19 protein-coding genes are annotated in these 24,291 nt (G+C 69.0%); 7 read left to right on the top strand and 12 right to left on the bottom strand.

Annotated elements, in window-relative coordinates; all coding sequences use genetic code 11:
- Position 1: 1 nt before the first annotated feature.
- Genes gshB through ACSFA2_RS10955 form a run of 5 tightly spaced genes read right to left on the bottom strand, consistent with a single transcriptional unit; the run spans position 2 to position 6,859 of the window.
- Positions 2–961 carry a glutathione synthase gene (gene gshB, locus ACSFA2_RS10975; protein ID WP_435455356.1) on the bottom strand — a complete coding sequence of 320 codons (960 nt, stop codon included), beginning with the start codon at positions 959–961 and terminating at the stop codon, positions 2–4.
- Complete coding sequence (locus tag ACSFA2_RS10970; protein ID WP_435455355.1) at positions 958–2,208, bottom strand: benzoate/H(+) symporter BenE family transporter; 1,251 nt, start codon at positions 2,206–2,208, stop codon at positions 958–960. Before ACSFA2_RS10970 ends, gshB begins: the two co-directional genes overlap by 4 nt.
- 56 nt (positions 2,209–2,264) lie before the next feature.
- Complete coding sequence (locus tag ACSFA2_RS10965) at positions 2,265–4,721, bottom strand: branched-chain amino acid ABC transporter ATP-binding protein/permease (protein WP_435455510.1); 2,457 nt, start codon at positions 4,719–4,721, stop codon at positions 2,265–2,267.
- A 53-nt stretch (positions 4,722–4,774) separates the two neighbouring features.
- Positions 4,775–5,650 (bottom strand): branched-chain amino acid ABC transporter permease, encoded by an 876-nt coding sequence (locus ACSFA2_RS10960; RefSeq protein WP_435455354.1) that lies wholly within the window; start codon positions 5,648–5,650, stop codon positions 4,775–4,777.
- 9 nt (positions 5,651–5,659) lie between these two features.
- A complete protein-coding gene (locus tag ACSFA2_RS10955) occupies positions 5,660–6,859 on the bottom strand; it encodes an ABC transporter substrate-binding protein (protein ID WP_435455353.1) in 1,200 nt (399 codons plus the stop codon).
- Positions 6,860–7,100: 241 nt separating this feature from the next.
- On the opposite strand from ACSFA2_RS10955, the gene ACSFA2_RS10950 reads away from it, so the two are divergent.
- From ACSFA2_RS10950 to ACSFA2_RS10940, 3 genes are read left to right on the top strand one after another with little or no spacing between them, the layout of a single operon-like run.
- Positions 7,101–7,532 carry a nuclear transport factor 2 family protein gene (locus tag ACSFA2_RS10950; RefSeq protein WP_435455352.1) on the top strand — a complete coding sequence of 144 codons (432 nt, stop codon included), beginning with the start codon at positions 7,101–7,103 and terminating at the stop codon, positions 7,530–7,532.
- A gap of 10 nt (positions 7,533–7,542) precedes the next feature.
- Entirely contained in the window at positions 7,543–8,466 is a 924-nt protein-coding gene (locus tag ACSFA2_RS10945; protein WP_435455351.1) for a polysaccharide deacetylase family protein, read from the top strand.
- Positions 8,463–9,149 (top strand): GntR family transcriptional regulator, encoded by a 687-nt coding sequence (locus ACSFA2_RS10940; RefSeq protein ID WP_435455350.1) that lies wholly within the window; start codon positions 8,463–8,465, stop codon positions 9,147–9,149. Before ACSFA2_RS10945 ends, ACSFA2_RS10940 begins: the two co-directional genes overlap by 4 nt.
- Before the next feature lie 3 nt (positions 9,150–9,152).
- Here the strand turns inward: ACSFA2_RS10940 and ACSFA2_RS10935 are convergent, their stop codons facing one another.
- The 4 genes from ACSFA2_RS10935 to ACSFA2_RS10920 all read right to left on the bottom strand — a co-directional run bounded on the left by ACSFA2_RS10935 (position 9,153) and on the right by ACSFA2_RS10920 (position 14,588).
- Positions 9,153–9,788: a YitT family protein gene (locus ACSFA2_RS10935; protein ID WP_435455349.1), complete on the bottom strand. Its 636-nt coding sequence runs from the start codon at positions 9,786–9,788 to the stop codon at positions 9,153–9,155.
- Between the two features lie 44 nt (positions 9,789–9,832).
- On the bottom strand, positions 9,833–11,701 hold the full coding sequence (locus tag ACSFA2_RS10930) for a potassium transporter Kup (RefSeq protein WP_435455348.1): 1,869 nt from the start codon (positions 11,699–11,701) through the stop codon (positions 9,833–9,835).
- A 171-nt stretch (positions 11,702–11,872) separates the two neighbouring features.
- Positions 11,873–13,168, bottom strand: a complete 1,296-nt coding sequence (gshA, locus tag ACSFA2_RS10925) for a glutamate--cysteine ligase (RefSeq protein ID WP_435455347.1) — start codon at positions 13,166–13,168, stop codon at positions 11,873–11,875.
- Positions 13,169–13,292: 124 nt separating this feature from the next.
- Positions 13,293–14,588, bottom strand: coding sequence for a glutamate-5-semialdehyde dehydrogenase (locus ACSFA2_RS10920; protein ID WP_435455346.1), 1,296 nt, complete (start codon positions 14,586–14,588; stop codon positions 13,293–13,295).
- Positions 14,589–14,901: 313 nt separating this feature from the next.
- On the opposite strand from ACSFA2_RS10920, the gene ACSFA2_RS10915 reads away from it, so the two are divergent.
- The 4 genes from ACSFA2_RS10915 to ACSFA2_RS10900 are packed head-to-tail and all read left to right on the top strand — an operon-like array spanning position 14,902 to position 19,747.
- On the top strand, positions 14,902–16,638 hold the full coding sequence (locus ACSFA2_RS10915; RefSeq protein ID WP_435455345.1) for a galactose oxidase early set domain-containing protein: 1,737 nt from the start codon (positions 14,902–14,904) through the stop codon (positions 16,636–16,638).
- 10 nt (positions 16,639–16,648) lie between these two features.
- The gene (locus ACSFA2_RS10910; RefSeq protein WP_435455344.1) at positions 16,649–17,137 is read left to right on the top strand and encodes a hypothetical protein; all 489 of its coding nucleotides are present in this window, start codon (positions 16,649–16,651) and stop codon (positions 17,135–17,137) included.
- Entirely contained in the window at positions 17,134–17,748 is a 615-nt protein-coding gene (locus ACSFA2_RS10905; protein WP_435455343.1) for an SCO family protein, read from the top strand. The genes ACSFA2_RS10910 and ACSFA2_RS10905 overlap by 4 nt, the downstream gene beginning before the upstream one ends.
- A gap of 52 nt (positions 17,749–17,800) precedes the next feature.
- Positions 17,801–19,747, top strand: coding sequence for a galactose oxidase-like domain-containing protein (locus ACSFA2_RS10900; protein ID WP_435455342.1), 1,947 nt, complete (start codon positions 17,801–17,803; stop codon positions 19,745–19,747).
- Between the two features lie 33 nt (positions 19,748–19,780).
- On the opposite strand, the gene holA is transcribed toward ACSFA2_RS10900, so the two are convergent.
- From holA to leuS, 3 genes are read right to left on the bottom strand one after another with little or no spacing between them, the layout of a single operon-like run.
- Complete coding sequence (holA, locus tag ACSFA2_RS10895; protein WP_435455341.1) at positions 19,781–20,833, bottom strand: DNA polymerase III subunit delta; 1,053 nt, start codon at positions 20,831–20,833, stop codon at positions 19,781–19,783.
- Positions 20,834–20,845: 12 nt separating this feature from the next.
- The gene (locus ACSFA2_RS10890) at positions 20,846–21,358 is read right to left on the bottom strand and encodes an LPS-assembly lipoprotein LptE (protein ID WP_435455340.1); all 513 of its coding nucleotides are present in this window, start codon (positions 21,356–21,358) and stop codon (positions 20,846–20,848) included.
- Positions 21,359–21,369: 11 nt separating this feature from the next.
- Positions 21,370–24,015, bottom strand: coding sequence for a leucine--tRNA ligase (gene leuS / locus ACSFA2_RS10885; RefSeq protein WP_435455339.1), 2,646 nt, complete (start codon positions 24,013–24,015; stop codon positions 21,370–21,372).
- Between the last annotated feature and the right edge of the window lie 276 nt (positions 24,016–24,291).

Raw genomic sequence — 24,291 nt, 5'->3', positions numbered from 1 at the left:
CTCACGGTCCCTTTTTCAATTCCGCTTCCAGCGCATCCAGGAACATCGCCGGCACGTCGAAGCCGGTCTGCTCGGTGATCTCCTGGAAGCAGGTCGGGCTGGTCACGTTGATCTCGGTGACGCTGTCGCCGATCACGTCGAGGCCGATCAGCAGCAGGCCGCGCGGCGCCAGCGCCTGGCCCACGGTCTCGGCGATCTCGCGGTTGCGCGGCGTGAGCGGCTGGGCCACGCCCTTGCCGCCGGCCGCCAGATTGCCGCGCACTTCGGTGCCCTGCGGGATGCGCGCCAGCACGAAGGGCGCGGGCACGCCGCCGATGATCAGGATGCGCTTGTCGCCGTCCACGATCTGCGGCACGAAGCGCTGCACCATGATGGTTTCGGCACCGTCCTTGTTGAGCGTCTCGATGATGGAGCCGAGGTTCATCGCGTCCTGCTTGACGCGGAAGATGCCCATGCCGCCCATGCCGTCGAGCGGCTTCAGGATGATGTCACCGTGCTCGGCGTGGAAGTCGCGCACCGCGCCCGCGCTGCGCGTGACCAGCGTCGGCGTGACGAACTGCGGAAACTCCATGATCGCGAGCTTTTCCGGGTGGTCGCGCAGCGCCCGCGGTTGGTTGACAACGCGCGCGCCCTCGCGCTCGGCCTGCTCCAGCAGGTGCGTGGCGTAGATGTACTCGGCGTCGAAGGGCGGGTCCTTGCGCATCAGCACGACGTCGAAGTCCTTCAGCGCCTTCGACTCCTCGATGTCGACGTGGTACCAGGTCGTCGCATCGCCGGTCAGCGTGATCTGCTGCACGTTGGCCGTGACCACGCCGCCCGACTTCCACGTCAGGTCCTGCGGCAGGCAGGCGGCGATGCGCCAGCCGCGGCGCTGCGCCTCGCGCATCATCGAGAAGGTCGTGTCCTTGTAGATCTTGAACTGGTCGAGCGGGTCGGCGACGAAGAGGATGTTGCGGCTCATGGTGTCTTTCCGGCGGCCCGGATGGCCGCCTTGCTGTCTTGCTTGATCTTGCAGGCAGGTGCGATGTCCTTGCCCGCGGCAGCCTTTTTTCCGATGCGCTGGATCGCCAAGGCCACGGCGCCGGCCACCACGCCCCAGAAGGCCGAGCCGATGCCGGCAAGGCTCACGCCCGAGAGCGTGACGAGGAAGGTGATGAGCGCCGCCTCGCGGTGCGACTCGTCGCGCAACGCCGCCGCCAGCCCGCCGCCGATGGTGCCCAGCAGCGCCAGCCCGGCGATGGCCGCGACCAGTTCCTTCGGAAAGGCGGTGAGCAGGCCAGTGACGGCCGCGCCGAACAGGCCGATCACGACGTAGATCGCGCCGCAGCTCACGGCCGCGGTGTAACGCCGCGCCGGGTCTTCGTGCGCCTCGCGGCCCATGCAGATGGCGGCGGTGATGGCGCTCAGGTTGAGCGCGTAGCCGCCGAAGGGCGCGAGCACCAGCGTGGCCACGCCGGTGAGCGTGATGAGCTTCGAGACCGGCATGTCGTAGCCGGCCGCGCGGATGGCGGCCACGCCCGGCAGGTTCTGCGACGCCATCGTGACCACGAACAGGGGCAGCGCCAGGCTCACGGCCGCCTGCCAGGTGAAGACCGGCATCGTGAACACCGGCATCGCCAGGCTGAAGTGCACGGTGGACCATGCCAGCTCGCCACGCATCGCCGTATAGGCGATGGCGACGCCCAGCGTGAGCGGCACGGCGTAGCGCGGCGCGATCCGTTTGCCGACCAGGTAGGTGCCGAGCATCAGCAGCACCAGCGGCAGCGCGGTCTGCGCCGCCGCGAAGGCCGACAGCCCGAAGCGCGCCAGCACGCCGGCCAGCAGCGCCGAGGCGATGGCCATCGGGATCCGGTTCATCACCCGCTCGAACCAGCCGGTCGCACCGGCCAGCGTGATGAGCGCGGCACACACGATGAAGGCGCCGACCGCCTCGCCCATGCCGTAGCCGGCACCGGCCGTGGCCAGCACCGCCGCGCCAGGTGTGCTCCACGCGATCATCACCGGCTTGCGCAGCCACAGCGACGGCAGCAGCGACGCGAGGCCCATGCCGAGGCCGAGCGCCCACATCCACGAGGCGATCATCTCGGGCGTGGCGCCGAAGGCCTGCGCGGCCTGGAACACGATGACGACCGAGCTGGTGAAGCCGACCAGCACCGCGACGAAGCCCGCGGTGAAGGCCGAGAGACTCAGGTCCTTGAAGAAACGCATCCGGCGATTGTGCCGGGCAGCGGGAAGCGCCGCCGTCCGAGCGCCGGAACGCGGATTCAGACCGCGCCGAGGTAGGCCCGCGCCAGCGCGCCGTCGGCCGCGATCTCGGCCGCACTGCCCTGCGCCACGATGCGCCCGCCCTCGATCACGTACGCGCGGTCGCACAGCGCCAGCGCGAGCGCCGCCATCTGGTCGACCAGTACCACGGTGAGCCCTTCGCTGCGCAGCGCGTCGAGCGCCTCGAACAGCTCGGCGATGACCTTGGGCGCCAGGCCCAGCGACGGCTCGTCGAGCAGCAGCACGCGCGGCTTCGACATCAGGCCGCGGGCGATGGCGAGCATCTGCTGCTCGCCGCCCGACAGCAGCCCCGCGCGCTGGTGCAGCCGTTCGCGCAGGCGCGGGAAGCGCTGCAGCATCGATTCGAGCCGCGCATCGACGTCGCGGCTGTCGAGGAAGGCGCCGAGGCGGATGTTGTCGCGCACCGTCAGTTCCGGAAACACCTGCCGCCCCTCGGGCACCAGCACCAGGCCGCGCGCGACGATCTGCTCGGCCGGCAGGCCGGTGAGTTCCGTGCCTTCCAGGTGGATGCCGCCCTTCACCGGCCGGTGCAGGCCGGCGAGCGAACGCATCAGGGTCGACTTGCCCGCGCCGTTGGCGCCCAGCAGCGCGACCAGTTCGCCGCGCTTCACGCGCAGGTCGATGCCGTGCAGCACCGGGCTCGCGCCGTAGCCGGTGACGAGCGCGCCGACGCCCAGCACCTCCGGTGCATCGGCGGGCACGGCGTGGCGCACGGCCTTCGCATCCCCTGGGACCATGGCCTCGCCAAGGTAGGCCTTGCGCACCGCCGGGTCGGCCTGGATCGCCGCGACATCGCCGACCGCCAGGCGCTGGCCGGCATCGAGCACCACGATGTGCTGCGAGATGCCCATCACGAGTTCCATGTCGTGCTCGACCAGCAGCACGCCGGTACCCGCGGCGGCGATGCGCTGCAGCAGCGCGGCGAGCTGCGCCTTGTCTTCGCGCGACAGGCCGGCCGCGGGTTCGTCGAGCAGCAGCGCCTGCGGCGAGGTGGCCAGCGCGCGGGCGATCTCGACCAGGCGGCGGTCGACGTGCGCCAGGTCGGCGGCGGGCGTGTCGGCTGCGCCGGTGTAGCCGCAGAAGGCCAGCAGCTGGCGCGCCTGGGCGCGCGCCGACGCAGCGCGGAAGCGCTTCGCACCGAGCAACGGCCCGAGCGTGCCGCGACCCAGCGCGAGCGCCACGTTGTCTTCGACGCTGAGGCTGCCGAAGAGCTGCGAGGTCTGGTAGGTGCGTGCCACGCCGGAACGCGCGATGCGGAAGGCGCGCAGGCCCTGCAGCGGCGTCGTGCCGAGCCGGAAGCCGCCGCCGGTGGGTTGGTAGAAGCCGCTCAGCATGTTGAGCGCCGTGGTCTTGCCGGCACCGTTCGGGCCGATCAGGCTGGTGATGCCGCCGGCGCGCGTCTCGAAGCCGAGATCGCTCACCGCGCGCACGCCGCCGAACTGCATCGTCAGGCCGTCGGCCGTGAGCGCTGCACCGAGAGAGCGCGACAGCAGCGCAACGGGCGCGTTCGACGACGCGGTCGGCACCGACGCCTTCGCTGGCATCAGGCGCGACATCACGCGGCGCCACAGGCCCGCCGCACCGTCCGGCGCCGCCCACAGCACGACCAGCAGCAGCAGGCCGAAGAACAGCAGCCGGTATTCCTCCAGGCTCGCCAGTGCTTCAGGCAGCAGACCGACGATGAGCGCACCCACCAGCGGCCCGCCGATGGAGCCCGCGCCGCCGATCATCACCACCAGCACGAAGAGGATCGACTGGCCGAAGCCGAAGGTGTGCGGCGTGACGAAGCCCGACAGCGGCGCGAACAGGCCACCCGCCGCACCGGCGCACAACGCGGAGACAGCAAAGGCCACCGTCTTGATGCGCAGCGGGTCGAGCCCGATCGATTCGGCCGCCGTCTCGCTGTCGCGCACCGCGCGCATCGCCGCGCCCCAGCCGCCACGCGAGAGCAATGCGAAGGCCGCGAGCGCCACGCCGGCCGTGACCACGGCCAGCATCGCAGCCGCACGCTCGCCCTGCGCGAAGCCGCCGAGCACCGGGCCGGCGATGCCCATGATGCCGTTCTGTCCGCCCGTGAGGTCGCGCGCTTCGACGATCGCATGCTCGACGATGAAGCCGAAGGCGATGGTGATCATCGCCAGGTACGGCCCGCGTGCCCGCAACGCCGGCAGCGCCAGCAGCGCGCCCATGGCGCCCGCCAGCAGCGCACCGACCGGCCAGGCCGCCCAGAAGCTCCAGCCGGCCTTGCCGGTGAGGATGGCGACGGCGTACGCGCCGATTGCATAGAAGCCGACGTGGCCGAAGGACACCTGCCCCGTCAGCCCCACCAGCACGTTGAGCCCGATGCCCACGATCGCGAACAGCGCGACGTTGGCCAGCACGAAGACGTAGTAGCCGTTGACCGTGGCCGCCAGCGCGACGCCCGCAGCCATCATCGCCACGAGCCCGATCAGCCCGATCCACGTGCGCCAGCGCATACCTGCAGCGCTCATACCTTCTTCACCGCCGCGCGACCGAACAGCCCCTGCGGCCGCATCGCGAGCACCACGATCACCAGCGCGAAGGTGAGGATCTGCGTGTAGCCGGAACCGAGCGTCGACGTGATCAGCGCCTCGGCCAGGCCGAAGAGCAACCCGGCGATCATCACGCCCCAGGCGCTGGTGATGCCGCCGAGGATGGCGACCGCGAAGGCCTTGAGCCCGAACAGCGTGCCCATGTCGGCCTGCACGTTGAAGAGCGGCGCGATGAGCACGCCCGCTACGCCGGCGAACACCGCCGACAGCGCGAAGGCCACCGCCACCGCGCGCCGGATCGGGATGCCCATCAGCCGCGCGGCCGCCGGGTTCTGCACCACCGCCAGCATGCCGATGCCCCAGCGCGTGCGGCGCGCAATGACGTGCAGCGCCGCCGCCAGCGCCAGGCCGACGACGGGAATGATCAATTGCAGCGGGTACACGCCCAGGCCGAGGTCACCGATCTGCAGCGGCGTGACGGCCAGCGGCGACGGCAGGCTGCGCGGCTCCTTGCCGAAGGTGAACATCACCAGGTTGTCGACCACGATGCCGAGCGCGACGGTGGCCATGAGCCAGGCGTCAGAGCCGCGGCTCGCGAAGGGCCGCACTGCGGCGAACTCCACCAGCAGGCCATACACGCCGCACAGCGCCAGCGCCAGCACGATGGCCAGCGGCATCGGCCAGCCCAGCGTCTGCGCGAACCAGAAGGTGAACACCGCCCCCAGCATCATCGCGCTGCCCTGCGCGAAGTTGACGGTGCCCGACACGGCGAAGGTGACGTAGAAGCCCAGGGCGATCAGCCCGTACATGCTCCCGAGCCCCAGCCCGCTGATCCACGCAGACAACAGCATGCGCGCCCTTTACTTCGCGGCGACCATGCCCACGGGCAGGATGCGGTTGTCGATGAACTGCGCCCACACGTAGTCGCTGGCGGTCACGGCGTCGTGCACCGTCGGCGAGAAGGGCTTGTCGTAGGTCTTGATCAGGCCTTCGTATTTGCCGATCTTGTAGAAGCCCTGGCGCACCGCGTCGCCGTCGGTCGAGCCGGCAGCCGCGATGGCCAATGCGGCGAGCTGCATGCCGTCGTAGGCGTTGGCCACGCCCACGGCGGGCGTGATGTCGTCCGGCCCCTTGATGGCCGGGTACTTGGCCTTGAGCGCGGCGATCACCTTCTCGCCCACCGGCGACTGCTTGCCGAAGAAACTGTAGGTCTGCACGAAGTGCACGCTCTTGGCCGACGGGCCGGCGAGCTCGGTGAAGCGGCCGCCGGCCGGGCCCCAATGCGAGACGATCGGCACCTGCCAGCCCATGCGGTCGAGCGACTTCACCACCTGCGCCGACGGGCCGACGTTGCCGACCAGGAAGAGCGTGTCGGCGCCGGCCGCCTTCAGGCGCGTGAGTTGCGGCACCACGTCGACGTCGCTGCCTTCGAACTTCTCGACACCCACGGCCTTCAGACCCTTGGCGGCGAGCGCGGCCTGCAGGCCCTTCTCGTTCGATTCGCCCCACGGGTTGTTCACCAGGATCATGCCGAACTTGCTCGACTTGAAGTTCTTCTGCGCGTAGTCGAGCATGCCGACGTTGACGATCTCGTCGACTGCCGATACGCGGAAGGCGTAGTTGGGGTTGGCGCCGTTCTTGGTGATCGGCGTGCCCGCGGCCCAGGGGCCCATGAAAGGCGTCTTCTCCTGGTTGGCGATCGGCACGATGGCCATCGACACCGGCGTGTCGAGCCCGCCGAACAGCACCGCCACCTTCTCCTTGAAGATCAGTTCGCGCGCGGCCACCACGCCCTTGGCGGGGTTCGCCTCGTCGTCACGGCGCACCAGTTCGAGCTGGCGACCGCCGAGCAGGCCGCCCTTGGCGTTGATCTCGTCGATGGCCACGGTGAGGCCGCGCGTGATGGCTTCGCCGGCCAGTGCCGACTGGCCCGACAGGGCCGTCACCAGGCCGATCTTGATGGGCTCGGCGGCAAGCGCCGCGGTGCCCGAGGTCAGGCAGGCGGCCGCGGCGGCCAGGCAGAGCGTGCGGCGGTTGAAGCGCAAGGTGAAGCGGGTCATGGAAGAGCTCCTGAAAAACGACATGGATGGGGCTGACGTGGATGACGCACCCAAGTCGGTGCATCGAAGGCGCGCCGAGTCGGCGTTGACGAAACGGATGCAAAGCGCGTGCCAAGTCGACAATCTGTTCAGATAATTGTCGACAATACAAACGATATCGAGTCGACAATCGGCACGGGACTTGCTGCACCGACGCACACCGACCGGCCATGCACCACGCTGGCCCCTGATGGAGAAAACAATGCACACCACCCGCCCGACCGACGCACCGGCGATCACCGACCCCGCCGCCGTGGTCGACGAATTCCTGCGCCTGGTCATGATTCCCGACCCCGTGTCCGCGTCGCGCTACACCGCGCCGGACATCCGCATCCGCTTCACCGGCAACCGTCCGATGACGCAGCCCGGGGACACCTCGGCCTTCAACGCCAAGCGCTATGCGTGGGTCAAGAAGAAGATCGAGCGCACCGAGGTGGTGGCCGGCGGCACGCCAGAAGAAGCCGTGGTCTACAGCCTGGGCACGCTCTACGGCGCCTGGCCCGACGGCGAGGCCTTCGAGGGCAACCGCTACGTCGACCGCTACGTGGTGCGCCAGGGCCTCATCACGCAGATGGACGTGTGGAACGACAGCGCCGAATGGCTGATGGTGCGCGCCGGTCTGGCGACCCTGTGAAAATCGCCGCATGACGACCCGCTGGCCCGATCGGCTCCCCACGCACGACCGCTTCGACTACCGCCCCATCACGCGCCGTCCCGATTACGTGTGGCCGAACGGCGCACGGCTGGCGGTGTACCTGGGCTTCAACATCGAGCACTTCGCCTTCGGCGACGGGCTGGGCGCCAACATTGGCCCGGCCTCGCCGCAGCCCGACGTGCTCAACCACGGCTGGCGCGAATACGGCAACCGCGTGGGCGCGTGGCGCTGCCTCGATCTGTTCGACGCACTCGGCCTGCCGACGGGCGCGCTGATCAACACGGCCCTCTACGACCATTGCCCGGAACTGGTGCAGGCCTGCGTGGCCCGCGGCGACGAGCTCATCGGCCACGGCCACAGCAACGCGGAGCGGCAAGGCGTGCTCGACGAAACGCACGAGCGCGCCCTGCTGGTGCGCTGCCGCGACCGCATGCAGCGCGAGAGCGGCCAGACGCCGGCCGGCTGGCTGTCGCCGTGGATCTCCGAGACCCACCTGACGCCCGACCTGCTGGCCGAGACCGGCTACGGCTACACGCTCAACTGGTGCCATGACGACCAGCCGGTGCGCATGCGCACCCGCGGCGGCGGCGCGCTCTGGTCGGTGCCGTATCCGCAGGAGCTCAACGACATCCCGATGATCGTCGGCCGCCTGATGGACGCGAAGGATTTCACCGCCATGGTGATCGACAACTTCGACGAGATGCGCGAGCAGTCGCGCGCGCAGCCGCTGGTGATGGGGCTCGCACTGCATCCGTACATCGTCGGACAGCCGTACCGGCTGCGGCACCTGCGCACGGCGCTTGAGCACCTGGCGCGTGCGCGCGACCGCGGCGACGTGTGGTTCACCACGCCGGGCGCGATCGCCGCGCACATGCAACAGCTGGCGGTGGAACGTCCAGCCGACTTCGCATGACGACCGACAGCAAGGACGACGACATCGAAGAGCGCATCTACCGCTCCGTCTTCGAAGGCGTGACCAACCAGCGGCTGGCGCCCGGCACCAAACTGCCGGAGGCTTCTCTGTGCGAGCTGTTCGGCGTGAGCCGCGCGCTGGTGCGCAAGGTGCTGCAGCGCCTGGCGCACGACCACATCGTCGAGCTGCGGCCGAACCGCGGCGCCATCGTCGCGATGCCCTCGCCGGAAGAGACGCGGCAGATCTTCGAGGCCCGGCGCGCCCTGGAGGCCGCGCTGGTGCGCATGGCAGTTCGCAATGCGAAGAAGGCCGACATCGCCGAACTGCGCCGGCACCTCAAGGAAGAGCATGGCGCGATGCACCGCCTCGCCCAACCCGAATGGGCGCGGCTGGCGAGCAGCTTCCACCTGCGCGTGGCGCGGCTGGCGCGCAACCCGATCCTGGAGCGCTACCTGACGGAGCTGATGTCGCGCTGTTCGCTCATCGTGGCGCTCTACGAACCGCCCGGCAACGCCGCCTGCGAGCACGACGAACATGCCGAGGTGGTCGACGCCATCGCGCGCGGCGACGCCGACACGGCGGTGCGGCTCATGGAAGAACACCTGCTGGTGCTCGAGCGCAACATCGCGCTCGACCGCCCCGCGTCGGAGCGCAGCCTGGGCCAGATGCTCGGTCTCGGCTGAACGCTACATCGCCATGTAGCGGCCGGGCTTGTGGTTGACGGCGAGGAACACGCTCATCACCACCGCCGCCAGCACCGAATACAGAACCCGGCTGGGTTCGATGACGAGAAAGGCCAGCGCGACGATGCTGCAGTCGATGCCCATCTGCACCTTGCCGGCGCGCCAGCCGTGCTTCTCCTGCATGTAGAGCGAAACGATGGTCGCGCCGCCCAGGCTGCCGCGATGCCGCGCCAGGAAGAGACAGCCCGCGCCGAGCAACAGCCCGCCCAGCACGGCCGCGTACGCGGGATGCAGGCGATCGATGGCGAAGAGCGCGGGCGACCATTCCGTCATGGCCGAGAGCATCGTGATCGCGATGAAGGTCTTGACCGTGAACTCCCGCCCCATGCGCATCCACGCGAAACCGTAGAAGGGCAGGTTGATCAGGAAGAACAGCTTGCCGAAGCTGATGCCGGTGACGTAGTGCAGCAGGAAGGCCAGGCCCGCCGCGCCGCCGGTCAGCAGCCCGACCTGGTTGAACAGGATGAGCGCCAGCGACACGAACAGCGTGCCGGCGAAGATCGCCTGGGCGTCCTCGAAATGGCTGTGGCGCAGGGTGGGCATGGCGGCGGTGGCGGCGGCGGTAACGGGTTCGGGCATGGGAACCCTCAAGCACAAAGCTTGCCGCGCTGCCCGCCCCGGCCTCAGATCTCGATCTTCGACCCGAGCTCCACCACCGCGTTGTTCGGCAGGTTCAGGAAGTTCGCCGCGCCGCTCGCGTTGTGGTGCATCTGCGCGAAGAGCTTCTCGCGCCACGGCGCCATGCCGCTGCCGAGCGTCGGGATGACGACGTCGCGCGACAGGAAGTAGCTGGTCGTCATCGGCTCGAGCTGGCAGCCGCGCAGGCGTGCGTTCTCGAGCGCGCGCGGCAGGTCGACGTCGTTCTTGAAGCCGTAGTGCACCATCACCTGCCAACAGTGGCGGCCCAGGGCCTCCACTTCGATGCGCTTGTCCATCGGGATCCACGGCACCTCGTGGTTGCGCACGGTGACGAACAGGTTCTGCTCGTGCAGCACCTTGTTGTGCTTGAGGTTGTGCAGCAGCGCATTGGGCGTGACGCCCGGCTCGGCAGTGAGGAACACCGCCGTGCCGTCGACCCGCGCCGGCGGACTCACGAAGACCGCATCGAGAAAACTGCGCAGGTCGATCGCATCCGTGCGCTGCACCTCGCCCATCAGACGCCGGCCTTCCTTCCAGGTGATCATCAGCATGAAGATGGCGCCGCCGATCAACAGCGGGAACCAGCCGCCGTCGGGCAGCTTCAGCAGGTTCGATGCAAAGAAGGCGAAGTCGACCACGAAGAAGGCGGCCGTGGCGCCGACGCACAGCAGCAGCGGCAGCTTCCAGGCATAGCGGATGACGAAGAAGGTCAGCACCGTGGTGATCAGCATGTCGGTGGTCACCGCGATGCCGTAGGCCGCCGCCAGGTTGCTCGACGAGCGGAACATCACCACCGCCAGCACGATCGCCACGAACAGGCCCCAGTTGATGAAGGGGATGTAGATCTGGCCGGCCGCGCGCACGCTGGTGTGCTCGATGTTCAGGCGCGGCAGGTAGCCCAGCTGGATGACCTGGCGCGTCACGCTGAAGGCGCCGGTGATGAGGGCCTGCGAGGCGATCACCGTCGCCAGCGTCGCCAGCAGCACCAGCGGGATCAGCGCCCACTCGGGCGCCATCATGAAGAAGGGGTTCTTCACCGCCTCCGGGTTCTCCAGCAGCAGGGCGCCCTGGCCGAAGTAGTTGAGCGTCAGCGCAGGCATCACGACGGAGAACCATGCGATGCGGATCGGCCCCTTGCCAAAGTGGCCGAGGTCGGCATAGAGCGCCTCGGCGCCGGTGACGCACAGCACGGTGGCGCCCAGCACGATGAAACTGGTCATCGGGTTGTCCCAGATGAATTTCAGTGCGTAGTGCGGGCTCATCGCCTTGAGGATCGACGGGTGGCCGAGGATCTGCGACACGCCCAGCACCGCCAGCACGAGGAACCAGGCCAGCGTGATCGGGCCGAAGAACTTGCCGATGCCCGCGGTGCCGCGCTTTTGCACGGCGAAAAGGCAGAACAGCACCACCAGCGTGATCGGGATCACGTAGTGCTTGAAGTGCGGCGACACCACCTCCAGGCCCTCGACCGCCGACAGCACCGAGATGGCCGGCGTGATGACCCCGTCGCCATAGAACAGCGAGGTGCCGAAGATGCCGACGGCCAGCAGCACATTGCGCACCCGCGGCTTGTCGGCCACCGCCCGCGAGGCCAGCGCCAGCATCGCGACCAGGCCGCCTTCGCCCTCGTTGTCGGCGCGCAGCACCAGCACCACGTATTTGAGCGAGACGATGATGGTCAGCGTCCAGAAGAACATCGACAGGATGCCGTAGACGTTCTCGTGCGTGAACGGCACATGGCCGTGGCCGAAGACCTCCTTGGTGGCATAGAGGACGCTGGTGCCGATGTCGCCGTAGACGACGCCGATGGCACCGATGATCAGGCCGGCGGAGGAAGATTTGGGGGCTGACACGAAGTCGTGGAAAAAGGCGTCGGTGCCTGGCACCGGCGGGCTGAGAAGCAACGGATGCGTCCGCTGCGTCCACCCCACCCTGGATTTCCGTTGGCTATAGAGGACGGCTATTTTGCCCGTGCCGCCAGTCCCCGCAAGGGGACGAAATGTGCTACGGCCGGGTATTGCCGCCTACTCGTAGACCTCGGCGTCCGGGTCGGTCGCCTCGAGCTCGTAGCTCGCAGCCACCATGGCCAGACGGCCGATCACGCCATACATGTAGAAGCGATTGGGGGCGCTGGCACCGGGCTTGGCGCCGGGTTGGGGCAGGTGCGCGCTGTCGGAAAAAGCCAACGGAACGAAGCTGGCGCCGGGCGACTTCAGGCTTTCGTCGATGCCGCGGTCGGCGTGCACGCGGTAGAAACCGCCCACCACGTAGCGGTCCATCATGTAGACCACCGGCTCGGCCACGCCGTCGTGCACGCGCTCGTTCGTCAGCACGCCTTCCTGGATGATCAGGTCCATCAGCGCCGGGGCACTGCCCTTCGAGCTGGTCTGGCTGTGCGCATGGGCGCTCAGCGCCTCGACCTCGCGCGCGTCGCGCACCGTCATCACGCTGGTGCCGCCGGGGCCGCTGTCGGCCTTGACGACGACGAACGGCTTCTCGTTGATGCCGTATTCCTTGTACTTGCGGCGCACCTTGGTGAGCATCGCGTCGACGTGGCTGGTGATCACGTCCACGCCGACGCCTTCGCCCAGGTTCACGCCCTGGGCCAGGCTGGACATCGGGTTGATCAGCCAGGGGTCGATGCCCAGCAGCTTGCCGAAGCGCTTGGAAATCTCTTCGTAGCTGCGGAAGTGGTTGCTCTTGCGGCGCACCGACCAGCCCGCATGCACCGGCGGCAGCAGGTACTGCTCGTGCAGGTCCTCGACGATGCCGGGCGTGCCCGCCGACAGGTCGTTGTTCATCAGGATCGTGCAGGGGTCGAAGTTCTTGATGCCCAGGCGGCGCTTGGTGCGCACCACCGGCTCGAGCGTGACCGTGTCGCCGTTGGGCAGCTCGATCTTCTTGGGCGACTTGATCGCCGGATCGATCGAGCCGACCCGCACGTTCAGCCCGGCCATGTGGAAGATGCGCACCAGCTGCGCGATGTTCGCCAGGTAGAAGGTGTTGCGCGAATGGTTCTCCGGAATGACGAGCAGGTTGCGCGCCTCCGGGCAGATCTTCTCGATGGCCGCCTGTGCCGCCTGCACGGCCAGCGGCAGCATCTGTTGCGTCAGGTTGTTCCAGCCGCCGGGGAAGAGGTTGGTGTCGACCGGCGCCAGCTTGAAGCCGGCGTTGCGGATGTCGACCGAGCTGTAGAAGGGCGGCGTGTGCTCCATCCATTCCAGCCGGAACCAGCGTTCGATCGCTGGCGTGGAATCCAGGACGCGCTGTTCGAGTTCATTGATCGGGCCGGTCAGGGCGGTGACGAGATGGGGGACCATGCGGGCGGCCTTCTTATGCGATTTCTGCAGAAAGGTGGACTGCAATTGTAGGATTTGGGGCCACCCGCCCCGATGACAAGCCGAAAACAGTGCGTTTCCGGCATCGCGCCCTTCAGTCCGGCTTTCAGCTTCGAATTTCGCCCTGCCCCAGCACCACGTATTTGAGGGAGGTCAGGCCTTCGATGCCCACCGGGCCCCGCGCATGGAACTTGTCAGTGCTGATGCCGATTTCCGCGCCCAGCCCGAACTCGAAGCCGTCCGCGAAGCGCGTGCTCGCATTCACCATGACGCTGGCCGAGTCGACCTCGCGCAAGAAGCGCTGTGCGTTGATGTGGTCGCGCGTGATGATCGCGTCGGTGTGGTGGCTCGAGTAGCGGTTGATGTGCGCGATGGCCTCGTCGACGCCGTCCACCACCTTGATGCTGATCACCGCCGCCAGGTATTCCTCCGACCAGTCCGACTCGACCGCATCGACGATCGTCCCCGTCTCGCCGTGCAGCGCCCCCTCGGCCCGCAGGATGCGCGCGGCCGCCGGGTCGCAACGCATCTCGACGCCCTTGGCCGCGAACACCGCACCGATCTCGGGCAGGAAGAGCTCGGCCACCGAGGCCGCCACCAGCAGGCCCTCGGCGGCGTTGCAGGGGCTGTACTTCTGGGTCTTGGCGTTGTCGACCACCCGGAGCGCCATGTCCAGCGGCGCGCTGTCGTCGACGTAGACGTGGCAGTTGCCGTCCAGGTGCTTGATGACCGGCACCTTGGCGTCGCGGCTGATGCGCTCGATGAGCCCCTTGCCGCCGCGCGGGATGATCACGTCGACGAACTGCGGCATGGCGATGAGCTGGCCCACCGCCTCGCGGTCGGTCGTCTGCACCAATTGCACCGCATCCACCGGCAGGCCGGCTTCGGCGAGTGAGGCCGACACCAGCTCGGCCAGCGCCTTGTTCGACTCGATGGCTTCCGAGCCGCCGCGCAGGATGGCGGCGTTGCCACTCTTGATGGCCAGGCTCGCGGCCTCGATGGTCACGTTGGGCCGACTCTCGTAGATCATGCCGAAGACGCCGATCGGCACCCGCATCTGGCCGACGCGAATGCCGCTGGGCTGCTGCTTCATGCCGCTGATCTCGCCGATCACGTCGGGCATGGCCGCCAGCTGCTCGCAGCCGAGCGCCACCGTTTCGATGACCTTCGGCGTGAGCTTGAGGCGGTCGACCATCGGTGCCGACAGGCCGGCGGCCGTGGCGCGTTCGATGTCGCTCGCATTGGCCGGCGCCAGGTCGGTGGCGCTTTCGCGCAGACGGCGGGCCAGCGCCTTCAGGGCCTTGTTCTTGGTGGCGGCGTCCGCCTTGGCCATCAGGGCCGAGGCGGCCTTGGCCTGCAGCCCGAGGGTCTGCACATATTCCGAAACGTTGAGCGCATTCATTCACGCATTTTGCCGCGACCGAGGTGGGCCGGGGTTGGCAAAGCCCATTGGCATGGCTAGCCTGCGCCCTGTCACACATTAATACGAAAGAGTTCATATGAACCGATTCCCACCTCGGGCGCTGGCGCTCGCCTGCGCGACGCTTTCCCTTTTGGCCGCCTGCGGCGGCGGTGGTGGCGGTGAATCCGGCGGCACGGCGGCCGGGGGATCCGGCAGCGGTAGCGAGGTGCCGACGCCGGCGCCGGCGCCCTCGCCCGCACCATCCCCATCCCCGTCGCCATCACCCGCCCCTGCGCCTGCCCCCCAGGCCGCCGTGCTCCTCAGCCCCAGCGCGCCCAGCAAGCTCGGTGGCGCGCGCGTGACCTTCGACTGGACCGCCAGCGACGCGGACGCCTACCGGCTCACGGTCGCGCGGCCCGGCACTGCTGCCCCGCTGTTCGACGGCACGACCGCCGACACGCACCTCGCCGTCGCCGGGCTGCCGGTCGATGGCGGTGAGCTGATCGCCCGCCTGCAGACCCGCCACGGCGACACCTGGCTCCCTGCCGTGGACTACCGCTTCACCGCGGCGGGCTACACCGCGGCCCAGTCGACCGCCGCGATCCGCCCCTGGACCGACCCGATCGCGCTGCCCCTGGTGCCGGCATCGGCAGCCAACCTGCCCGACGGCAAGATCCTGATCTGGTCGGCGCGCGCCCCCACATATTTCGGTCCTGGACCCGAAAGCACGGCCACCTACACCTCGGTGTTCGATCCGGTCGAAAAGAAGGCAACTGCGGCCACCGCGATCAACCCCGGCCACGAGATGTTCTGCGAAGGTCTCAGCATGCTGGCCGACGGCGCCATCATGGTGTCGGGCGGCAACGATGCGGGCCAGACCTCCCTCTACGACACCGCGACGGCCAAATGGACGAGGAGCGCGACGCTGAACGTGCCGCGGGCCTACAACGCCAGCACCACGATGTCCGACGGCTCGGTCTTCACGGTCGGCGGTTCATGGAGCGGCGGACAGGGCGGCAAGGTCGGCGAGGTCTGGTCGGTCACCAACAAGACCTGGCGCGCGCTGGCCGGCGTGCCGGCGAACATGCCGGACGCCAGCAACGTGGCCGACCCGCCGCTCAACGGATCCGACGGCCGAGGCGTCTACCGCGCCGACAACCACATGTGGTTGTTCGGCCAGGCGGGCGGCTGGGTGTTCCAGGCCGGACCGAGTGCCGCAATGCACTGGATCGACACGCGCGGCAAGGGCGCGATCATCCAGGCCGGCCCGCGCGGCGACGACGCCTACGCCATGACCGGCAGCGCCGTGATGTACGACACCGGCAAGATCCTCAAGCTGGGCGGCGCGCCCAACCATGACTGGGGGGAAGCGTTCAAGAGCGCCTACATCATCGACATCAACGCCGGCCCGCCCAAGCCCGCGACGGTGCGCAAGGTCGCGCCGCTGGCCTATGGCCGCACCTTCTTGAACAGCGTGGTGCTGCCGAACGGCGAAGTGATCGTCGTCGGCGGCCAGACGCAGCCCGTGGGCTTTTCGGACGATTTCGGCGTGCTCGCGGCGGAGCTGTGGAACCCCATCACCGAGACGTTCATCACGCTGCCGGCCATGAAGACGGCCCGCAACTATCACAGCACCGCGCTGTTGCTGATGGACGGCCGCGTGATGTCGGGCGGTGGTGGCCTATGCAACTGCGCCGGCGACCACGCCGACGCAGAGATCTACACACCACCCTATCTGCTCGCACCCGACGGCTCGCCCGCGCCGCGCCCGACACTCACCGCTGCGCCCGCCAAAGCGACATGGGGCGAAACCATCGCGGTCAAGACCGATCGCGCAGTGAGCCGCTTCGCGCTGGTGCGCATGGCGTCGACGACGCATTCGGTGAACACCGACCAACGGCGCATTCCGGTCAACTTCACCGGCAGCGCGGGCGACTACGCACTCTCGATTCCGTCCGATCGCGGGATGCTGCTCACCGGCAACTACATGCTCTTCGCGCTCGACGCGCAGGGCGTGCCCAGCGTGGCGCGCACGGTCAACATCCGCTGAGGTCGTGGCGATGAAGCAAGCGCCCGGCTCCGGGCGTCGGCGCGCCACGCGCACGGCGATCGCCGTGATCGTGATGGCCCTGCTGCTGGCGTTGGCCACCACCGTCTGGGTCGCACGCAACGTGACCGCGACCGAAGCGCGCGGTGCGCGGCTGTTCGACGGCCGCGAGCCGCTCACCGCCACGTTGTCGGGCCACGCGACACCCTTGCCGGCCCGGACGGCGCGCTGCAGCCAATGCCATGCCGGCCCGGTCACACCGCTCGCCGCCAACGGCTGGCCGGCTTTGCCCGGACCACCGCTCGACAGCCAGCACCTGCGCGCCGCCCTGTCGCGTCGGGGCGGGCCGCCCGTCGCCTATGACCTGAGCACTTTCTGCCGCACCTTGCGCGAGGGCATCGATCCGGCGCACGTGATGCTGCCGCGAACCATGCCGCGCTTCGACATCGACGACACGCGCTGCGAGGCGCTCTGGACCCACCTCACTGGCAACACCTCATGACTCCATCCCACCACCCCTCGATCACGCGGCACGCCGGCCCGGGCGGACTCCGCCGGCGCCTGCTGGCGGCCGCAGCCCTGGCCTTCATGGTGGCGCCTGTGCATCTGGCACTGGCCGACGGCATCGGGCCGATGCGGCCGCGCCGCACGCCACCGGCCGCTCGCCTGCTGCGGCACGACGGCCGCTCGATCACCTTGGCGGAGCAACTGGGCGGCCGCGTGACCGCGGTGCAGCTGATGTTCACCGGCTGCAGCGCCATCTGCCCCTTGCAGGGCGCACTGTTCGCCGGCTTGCAGGCGCGACTCGCGGCCCGAGGCGCGACCGATGTGCAACTGCTGTCGCTGAGCATCGACCCGCTGGGCGATACGCCCAAGGCCTTGGCCGACTGGCGCGCGCGCTACGGGGCGGGCCCGCGCTGGAGCGCGGCCGCCCCCGCAGCGGCCGACCTCGACAAGCTGCTCGATCTGCTCGGCCCCGCCGGCGCCAGCCTGGGCGACCGCCACACCACCGAGGTCCACCTGTTCGACCGCGAGGGCCGCCTCGCCTGGCGCACCAGCGGCCTGCCGCCCTTGGACGAGATCAGCGGCGCGCTGCAACAGCTGCGCGCCTGACACACGTCCGCCCCGTCCTCATTGTTCCCCGACGCCCCCCGAAAGGTCTGCCATGAAAACCACCACGCCCCCGGTCCCGCGCCGCACGATCCTGTTGCTCGCCCCCGCCCTCTGGCTGTCCGCCTGCGGTGGTGGCGGTGGCGATGGTGGAAACGATGGCGCGGCCTCGCCGCCGGGCGGGGGAGGCAGCACACCGACGCCCGCGGAACCCCTGCCCACCGACATGCCGCCGCCAGCGACGCCCCGGTCCGCCACGCTGCACAGCCCTGCGCCCGACAGCAAGCTGGATGGCGCCAGCGTGCGCTTCGCCTGGCATGCCGGTGACGGCGACGGCTATTCGCTGCGCATCGCCTCGAGCGTCTCGAGCACGGTGCTGTACGACGCGATCGTCAGCGGCCTCGAGGTCATCGTGCCGAACCTACCGACGCAAGGCGACGTCCTCACCGTCACGCTCGGCACCCGCAAGAACGGCGTCTGGCTGACCCCCGCCACCTACCGCTTCATCGCGGTCGGCTACACGCCGCTGCAATCCAGCGCCGCGCAGCAGTCCTGGACGGCACCCATTGCCTTGCCACTGGTCCCGGCGGCGGCCGCCAACCTGCCCGATGGCAAGCTCCTGCTGTGGGCAGCCGGCAGCCCTGACGGCCTCGGCGGGCTGAACATCAGCGGCCAAACGTTCACGGCGGTATTCGATCCGGCCACGCAGACGGCCACCGCCCGCATGGCGACCGAAACCGGCCACGACATGGTGTGTCCCGGCATCAGCATGCTGGCCGACGGCAGCTACCTGGTCACCGGCGGCTGGGACAGCGGCAAGAGCACGCGCTACGACCCGAGCCTGGGCGGCTGGGTCGGTGCCGCGCCGATGAACATCGCGCGCGGCTACCAGTCGAGCACCACCATGGCCGACGGCTCGGTCTTCCTGGTCGGCGGCTCCTGGAGCGGCCTCGCGCTGGGCGGCAAATACGGCGAGCTCTGGTCCGCCTCGACCCAGACCTGGCGCACCCTGAGCGGCGTGCCCGCGGAGATGCCGTCACCGTCCAATGCGAGCGATCCGCCCCTGGCGGGGCCGGATGCCGGCGGCTACTTTCGTGCCGACAACCACATGTGGCTGTTCGGCGGTGCGGACGGCTGGGTCTTCCACGCCGGCCCGAGTGCGGCCATGCACTGGATCGACACCCAGGGCGACGGCCGGATCGTGCAGGCCGGTCCACGCGACGACGATGCCTACGCCATCACCGGCGGCGCCGTGATGTACGACGCCTACAAGATCCTCAAGCTGGCGGGCTCGCCGGGGCACGATTACGGCATCCCCCTCAAGACGGCCTACAGCATCGACATCTCGGCCGGTGCGCCGCATCCACCGGTGGTGCGCAAGCTGGCGCCCCTGGCCTACGGCCGCACGTTCTCGAACAGCGTGGTGCTGCCCAGCGGCGAGGTGGTGGTCATCGGTGGCATGACGCTGCACGGCCCGACGCCGGACGACTTTTCGGTCCTTACACCCGAGATCTGGAACCCAGCCACCGAGACTTTCACCCCCCTGCAGCCGATGAAGGTGCCACGCAACTACCACAGCGTTGCGCTGCTGCTGATGGACGGTCGGGTGCTGGCCGGCGGCGGCGGGCTGTGCGGCACCGGCTGTGCGGCCAACCATCCCGACGCCGAAATCCTCACGCCGCCGTATCTGCTGACGCCGGAAGGCACACCGGCACCACGCCCTGCGATTTCGCAGGCCCCCGGCCGTGCGGCGCCGGGCGTTGTGATCGCCGTCCAGACCGACCGGGCTGTGGCACGCTTCGCGCTCGTGCGCATGGCATCGGCCACCCATTCGGTCAACACCGATCAGCGCCGCATCCCGCTCACGTCGACCGGCAGTGACGGCGACTACCGCCTGGCGATTCCGGCCGACCGCGGGCTGGTGATCCCGGGCAACTACATGCTCTTCGCGCTCGATGCGCAGGGCGTGCCGAGCATCGCGCGAACCATCAACGTTCGCTGACCAGGCTCTCCCGGCTCGCCGGGTCAGAACCGTTCAGGCCTTGACGCAGGCGCGGCACAGCATCAGCGCCAGCCGCTGCAGCGCCTGCCAGCCGCTGGCCGGCCAGTCGGGCTGCTTCAGGCCCTTGACGATGCCGTCGACCGTGTGCGCCGCCTTCAGCAGGCGCGCCAGCGCCCGGTCGTCGAGCCTGGGCAGCACCCGCTCGAAAGCCTGCTCCTTGGCGCCCCAGATGCGGTTCTCGCGCAGCGCCATCGGCAGCGGGCGCCCGGCGTTCATCGCGTCGCGCACCCGCTTGAGCGCGCGGATGTCTTCGGCCAGCGTGTAGTGCACCAGCACCTCGGCCTCGCCCTCGGCGCGCAGGCCGTCGAGCATGCGCGCCACGCGCACCGGGTTGCCGGCCAGCACCGCCTCGGACAGCTTGAAGACGTCGTAGCGCGCCACGTTGTTGACCGCCGCCTCGACCTGTTCCCAGCCCAGCTCGCCGGCCGGGTGCAGCAGCGCGAGCTTCTGAATTTCCTGGTGCGCCGCGAGCAGATTGCCTTCGACGCGGTCGGCGAAAAACTGCAGCGTGCGCTGACCTTCCTCGCCGCCCTTCACCCGCTGGCCCTGCAGCGCCAGGCGCTGCGCGATCCAGGGCGGCAAAGCGGCGCGCTCGACCGGGTCGACCTGCAGGCTGACGCCGTTGTTTTCGAGCGCGGTAAACCATGCGCCGGTGCGCGTCGCGCGGTCCAGCCGCGGCAGCAGCACCAGCGTGAGCGTGCTGTCGTTGCCGGCGGCGCCTTCCGCGATGTGCTGCAGGGCGGCGCTGCCATCCTTGCCCGGTTTGCCGGAGGGGACACGGATCTCCACGATCTGCTTGTCGGCGAAGAGGCTCAGCGAGCCGCCAGCCGCGAGCACCGCGCTCCAGTCGAAGTGCGCGCCGGCCACGGTGTACGAACTGCGCTCGGTGTAGCCCTGCGTGCGCGCGGCGGCGCGGATGGCATCGGCAGCCTCCTGCGCCAGCAGCGGCTCGTCGCCGTGGATGGTGTAGAGCGCGCGCAATCCCTTGCCGAGATGCGCCTGCAGCTGTGCGGCCGCCAATTGCATGCCGGTGCGGGCCTAGAGTTCCTTGACCGCCGCGATGCGCCGCAGCATCTGCTGCGCCACGTCGTTCTGCATGTCGCGGTAGAGCAGCTCGGATTCGCCTTCCTTGGCGAGCGCGTTGGTTTCACTGTAGGTCAGGTCGCGCTTCTGCGAGATGTCCGCAACCAGCAATTCCTTGCCCGCCTGCGTGCGCAGGCGGAAGCGCACGGTGAGCCGCAGTTCCAGCTCGCGCACCTCGCCGGCGGCGTTGGTCGACAGCACGACGCGCTCGCGGTTCTCGCCCAGGATGTCGAGCACCGCTTCGGCGTCCTTGGCGCGCTCGGGCGGAACGAGCTCCACCGTACCGGCGGCCGCGATGTTGCGGCGCAGGTAGACAGTGAAGGCCGAGCGGCCCGGCAGCGACAGGCTCTTGAAGGCGAAGACCGGGGCCTTGCGCAGTTCGAAGCCGCAGCCGGCGAGGGCGGCCAAGCCGGCGAGCGCAGAGCCGGCGGCGAGAAAGCGGCGGCGGGAAGCAGTTGGGTTGTTCATTCGTTCAGCGTTCAGAGCACCACGTTGACGAGCCGGCCCGGCACTACGATCACGCGCTTGGGCGCGGCGCCCTGCGCATGCAGCACGAAGTCGTCGCTCGCCAGCGCGAGCGCCTCGATCTCGTCCTTCGACGCGCCGGCCGGCACCACCACCTTGCCACGCAACTTGCCGTTGATCTGCAGCATGAGCTCGATCTCGTCCTGCACCAGCGCCGCCGTGTCGACCGTCGGCCAGGGCGCGTCGAGCAGTTCGCCGAAGGCTTCGACATAGCCCAGTTGCGACCACAGTTGCTGCGCGATGTGCGGCGTGGCCGGGTACAGCACGCGCAGCAGGATGCCGAAGCCTTCGCGCAGCGCGGCGGCGTCGCCGGGTGCACCGGTGGCCTTGAAGCCTTCCAGGGCGTTGAGCAGCTTCATCGCGCCCGACACCACCGTGTTGTATTGCATGCGCTGGTAGTCGTAGTCGACCTGGCGCAGCACGGTGTGCACCTCGCGGCGCAGGGCCTTGGCGTCCTTGCCGAACTCGGTGGCGGCCCCGGCCGTCGGCGCCGCCTGCAGCGCCGCGCCGAAGTTCCACACGCGGCGCAGAAAGCGCGAGCTGCCTTCGACGGCCGCGTCGTTCCATTCCAGCGTGGCTTCGGGCGGCGCGGTGAACATGGTGTACAGGCGCGCAGTGTCGGCGCCGTACTTCTCGATCAGGTCCTGCGGGTCGACGCCGTTGCGTTCGCTCTTGCCCATCTTGCCGACGCCGCCGTACTCGACCGACGAACCGTCGGCCAGCGTGCCGCCGACGATGCGGCCCTGCGCATCGAGCACCGGCGTCACTTCGAGCGGCGGAAAGTAGTCCTTGCCGCCCGACGCACCGCGCCGGTAGTAGATGTGGTTGAGCACCATGCCCTGCGTGAGCAGTTTGGCGAAGGGCTCGTCGCAGCTCACCAGGCCGAGGTCGCGCATGACCTTGGTCCAGAAGCGCGCATACAGCAGGTGCAGGATGGCGTGCTCGATGCCCCCGATGTACTGGTCCATCGGCATCCAGTACTTCGCGCCCTCGCCGACCATCGCCTGGTCGTTCTTGGGGTCGCAGTAGCGCATGAAGTACCAGGACGAATCGACGAAGGTGTCCATCGTGTCGGTCTCACGGCGCGCGGGCTTGCCGCACACCGGGCACACCACACCGGCATGGAAGCCTTCGTGCTTGATCAGCGGGTTGCCCGAGCCGTCGGGCACGCAGTCGGTCGGCAGCACGACCGGCAGGTCCTTCTCCGGCACCGGCACCGCGCCGTGCTCGTCGCAATGGATGATCGGGATCGGTGTGCCCCAGTAGCGCTGGCGGCTCACGCCCCAGTCGCGCAGGCGCCAGGTGGTCTTGAGCTCGCCCAGGCCCTTCTGCGCGAGCGCATGCGCCACGGCAGCCACGGCTTCCTTGAAGGACATGCCGCTGAAGTTGTCGGAGTTGATGGTCACGCCGCGCGTCTTGTCGCCGTACCAGTCCTGCCAGCGGTGGTAGTCGAAGTGCGGCTCGCCGTCGACCAGCACCACCTGGATGATCTCGATGCCGTACTTGTTGGCGAAGGCGAAGTCGCGCTCGTCGTGCGCCGGCACGCCCATCACCGCGCCGTCGCCGTAGCTCATCAGCACGTAGTTGCCGACCCACACCGGCACGGGCTCGTCGGTGATCGGGTGCGTCACCGTCAGGCCGGTCGGCACGCCCTTCTTCTCCTGCGTGGCGAGCTCGGCTTCGGTGGTGCCGCCAGCCTTGGCTTCGGCAATGAAGGCCGCGACCTTCGGGTCGCTCTTGGCGGCATGCAGCGCCAGCGGATGCTCCGGTGCCACGGCGCAGAAGGTCACGCCCATGATGGTGTCGGCGCGCGTCGTGAAGACGTACATGCGGCCGTCCTGGATCAGCTGACCGTCATCGCCGCGGATGTCGTGCGTGAAGGCGAAGCGCACGCCTTCGCTCTTGCCGATCCAGTTCTCCTGCATCAGCTTCACGCGCTCGGGCCAGCCCGGCAGCTTGTGCTGGGTGTGCTCGAGCAGTTCGGGGGCGTAGTCGCTGATCTTGAGGTAGTAGCCCGGGATCTCGCGGCGCTCGACCGTCGCGCCGGTGCGCCAGCCCTTGCCGTCGATCACCTGCTCGTTGGCCAGCACGGTCTGGTCGACCGGGTCCCAGTTGACGACCTGGGTCTTGCGGTAGGCGATGCCCTTCTCGAGCATCTTCAGGAACAGCCACTGGTTCCACTTGTAGTAGGCCGGGTCGCAGGTCGCGACCTCGCGGCTCCAGTCGATCGCCAGGCCCATCGCCTGCAGCTGGCCGCGCATGTAGTCGATGTTCTCGTAGGTCCACTTGGCCGGCGGCACGCCGTTCTTGAGCGCCGCGTTCTCGGCCGGCAGGCCGAAGGCGTCCCAGCCCATGGGCATGAGCACGTTGTAGCCCGACATGCGCAGGTAGCGCGTGAGCATGTCGTTGATGGTGTAGTTGCGCACATGGCCCATGTGCAGCTTGCCGCTGGGGTAGGGCAGCATCGAGCAGGCGTAGTACTTCTTCTTGGGATTGCCCCGCGCATCACGCGCGTTTTCGATGACACGATAGGCGTCGGACGCGGTCCAGTGGGCCTGGGCGGCGGACTCGACGTCGGCGGGTTGGTAGCTGGGGTTCATGAGGCTTTGGCAACGACCCGGCGCTCGGTCGGCCGGGGGAATGCGGATTATCGCGGCTGCGGCGGGTCGGGGCGGCGCGGGGGGCTTGGTGCGGATTTCGAATGCACAATGAAAACGTCTTCTGGGAGAGCGATGAAGCGATACGTATCTGGTGTTCTGCTGCTTGAGGGGGCGTCGGCGGGCGGTAGGCCTGCGGGCGGCAGACGACTGCGGCCCTTCGGGCTTCGCTGCTGCTCCTCGCAAAAGGCGGGGTCCGCGCAAACTCGCTTCGCTCAA

It is taken from the genome of Variovorax cryoconiti, from assembly GCF_051216395.1.
Taxonomy (GTDB): Bacteria; Pseudomonadota; Gammaproteobacteria; order Burkholderiales; family Burkholderiaceae_C; genus Variovorax.
This window is presented reverse-complemented; position numbering and strand designations above follow the sequence as displayed.

Excerpts from the sequence above, each read along its gene's own strand:
- gshB (WP_435455356.1), bottom strand. The coding sequence starts at position 961 with ATGAGCCGCAACATCCTCTTCGTCGCCGACCCGCTCGACCAGTTCAAG.
- ACSFA2_RS10970 (WP_435455355.1), bottom strand. The coding sequence starts at position 2,208 with ATGCGTTTCTTCAAGGACCTGAGTCTCTCGGCCTTCACCGCGGGCTTC.
- ACSFA2_RS10965 (WP_435455510.1), bottom strand. The coding sequence starts at position 4,721 with ATGATGGCTGCGGGCGTCGCGCTGGCGGCCACGGTCAACGGCTACTAC.
- ACSFA2_RS10960 (WP_435455354.1), bottom strand. The coding sequence starts at position 5,650 with ATGCTGTTGTCTGCGTGGATCAGCGGGCTGGGGCTCGGGAGCATGTAC.
- ACSFA2_RS10955 (WP_435455353.1), bottom strand. The coding sequence starts at position 6,859 with ATGACCCGCTTCACCTTGCGCTTCAACCGCCGCACGCTCTGCCTGGCC.
- ACSFA2_RS10950 (WP_435455352.1), top strand. The coding sequence starts at position 7,101 with ATGCACACCACCCGCCCGACCGACGCACCGGCGATCACCGACCCCGCC.
- ACSFA2_RS10945 (WP_435455351.1), top strand. The coding sequence starts at position 7,543 with ATGACGACCCGCTGGCCCGATCGGCTCCCCACGCACGACCGCTTCGAC.
- ACSFA2_RS10940 (WP_435455350.1), top strand. The coding sequence starts at position 8,463 with ATGACGACCGACAGCAAGGACGACGACATCGAAGAGCGCATCTACCGC.
- ACSFA2_RS10935 (WP_435455349.1), bottom strand. The coding sequence starts at position 9,788 with ATGCCCGAACCCGTTACCGCCGCCGCCACCGCCGCCATGCCCACCCTG.
- gshA (WP_435455347.1), bottom strand. The coding sequence starts at position 13,168 with ATGGTCCCCCATCTCGTCACCGCCCTGACCGGCCCGATCAATGAACTC.
- ACSFA2_RS10920 (WP_435455346.1), bottom strand. The coding sequence starts at position 14,588 with ATGAATGCGCTCAACGTTTCGGAATATGTGCAGACCCTCGGGCTGCAG.
- ACSFA2_RS10910 (WP_435455344.1), top strand. The coding sequence starts at position 16,649 with ATGAAGCAAGCGCCCGGCTCCGGGCGTCGGCGCGCCACGCGCACGGCG.
- ACSFA2_RS10905 (WP_435455343.1), top strand. The coding sequence starts at position 17,134 with ATGACTCCATCCCACCACCCCTCGATCACGCGGCACGCCGGCCCGGGC.
- ACSFA2_RS10900 (WP_435455342.1), top strand. The coding sequence starts at position 17,801 with ATGAAAACCACCACGCCCCCGGTCCCGCGCCGCACGATCCTGTTGCTC.
- holA (WP_435455341.1), bottom strand. The coding sequence starts at position 20,833 with ATGCAATTGGCGGCCGCACAGCTGCAGGCGCATCTCGGCAAGGGATTG.
- ACSFA2_RS10890 (WP_435455340.1), bottom strand. The coding sequence starts at position 21,358 with ATGAACAACCCAACTGCTTCCCGCCGCCGCTTTCTCGCCGCCGGCTCT.
- leuS (WP_435455339.1), bottom strand. The coding sequence starts at position 24,015 with ATGAACCCCAGCTACCAACCCGCCGACGTCGAGTCCGCCGCCCAGGCC.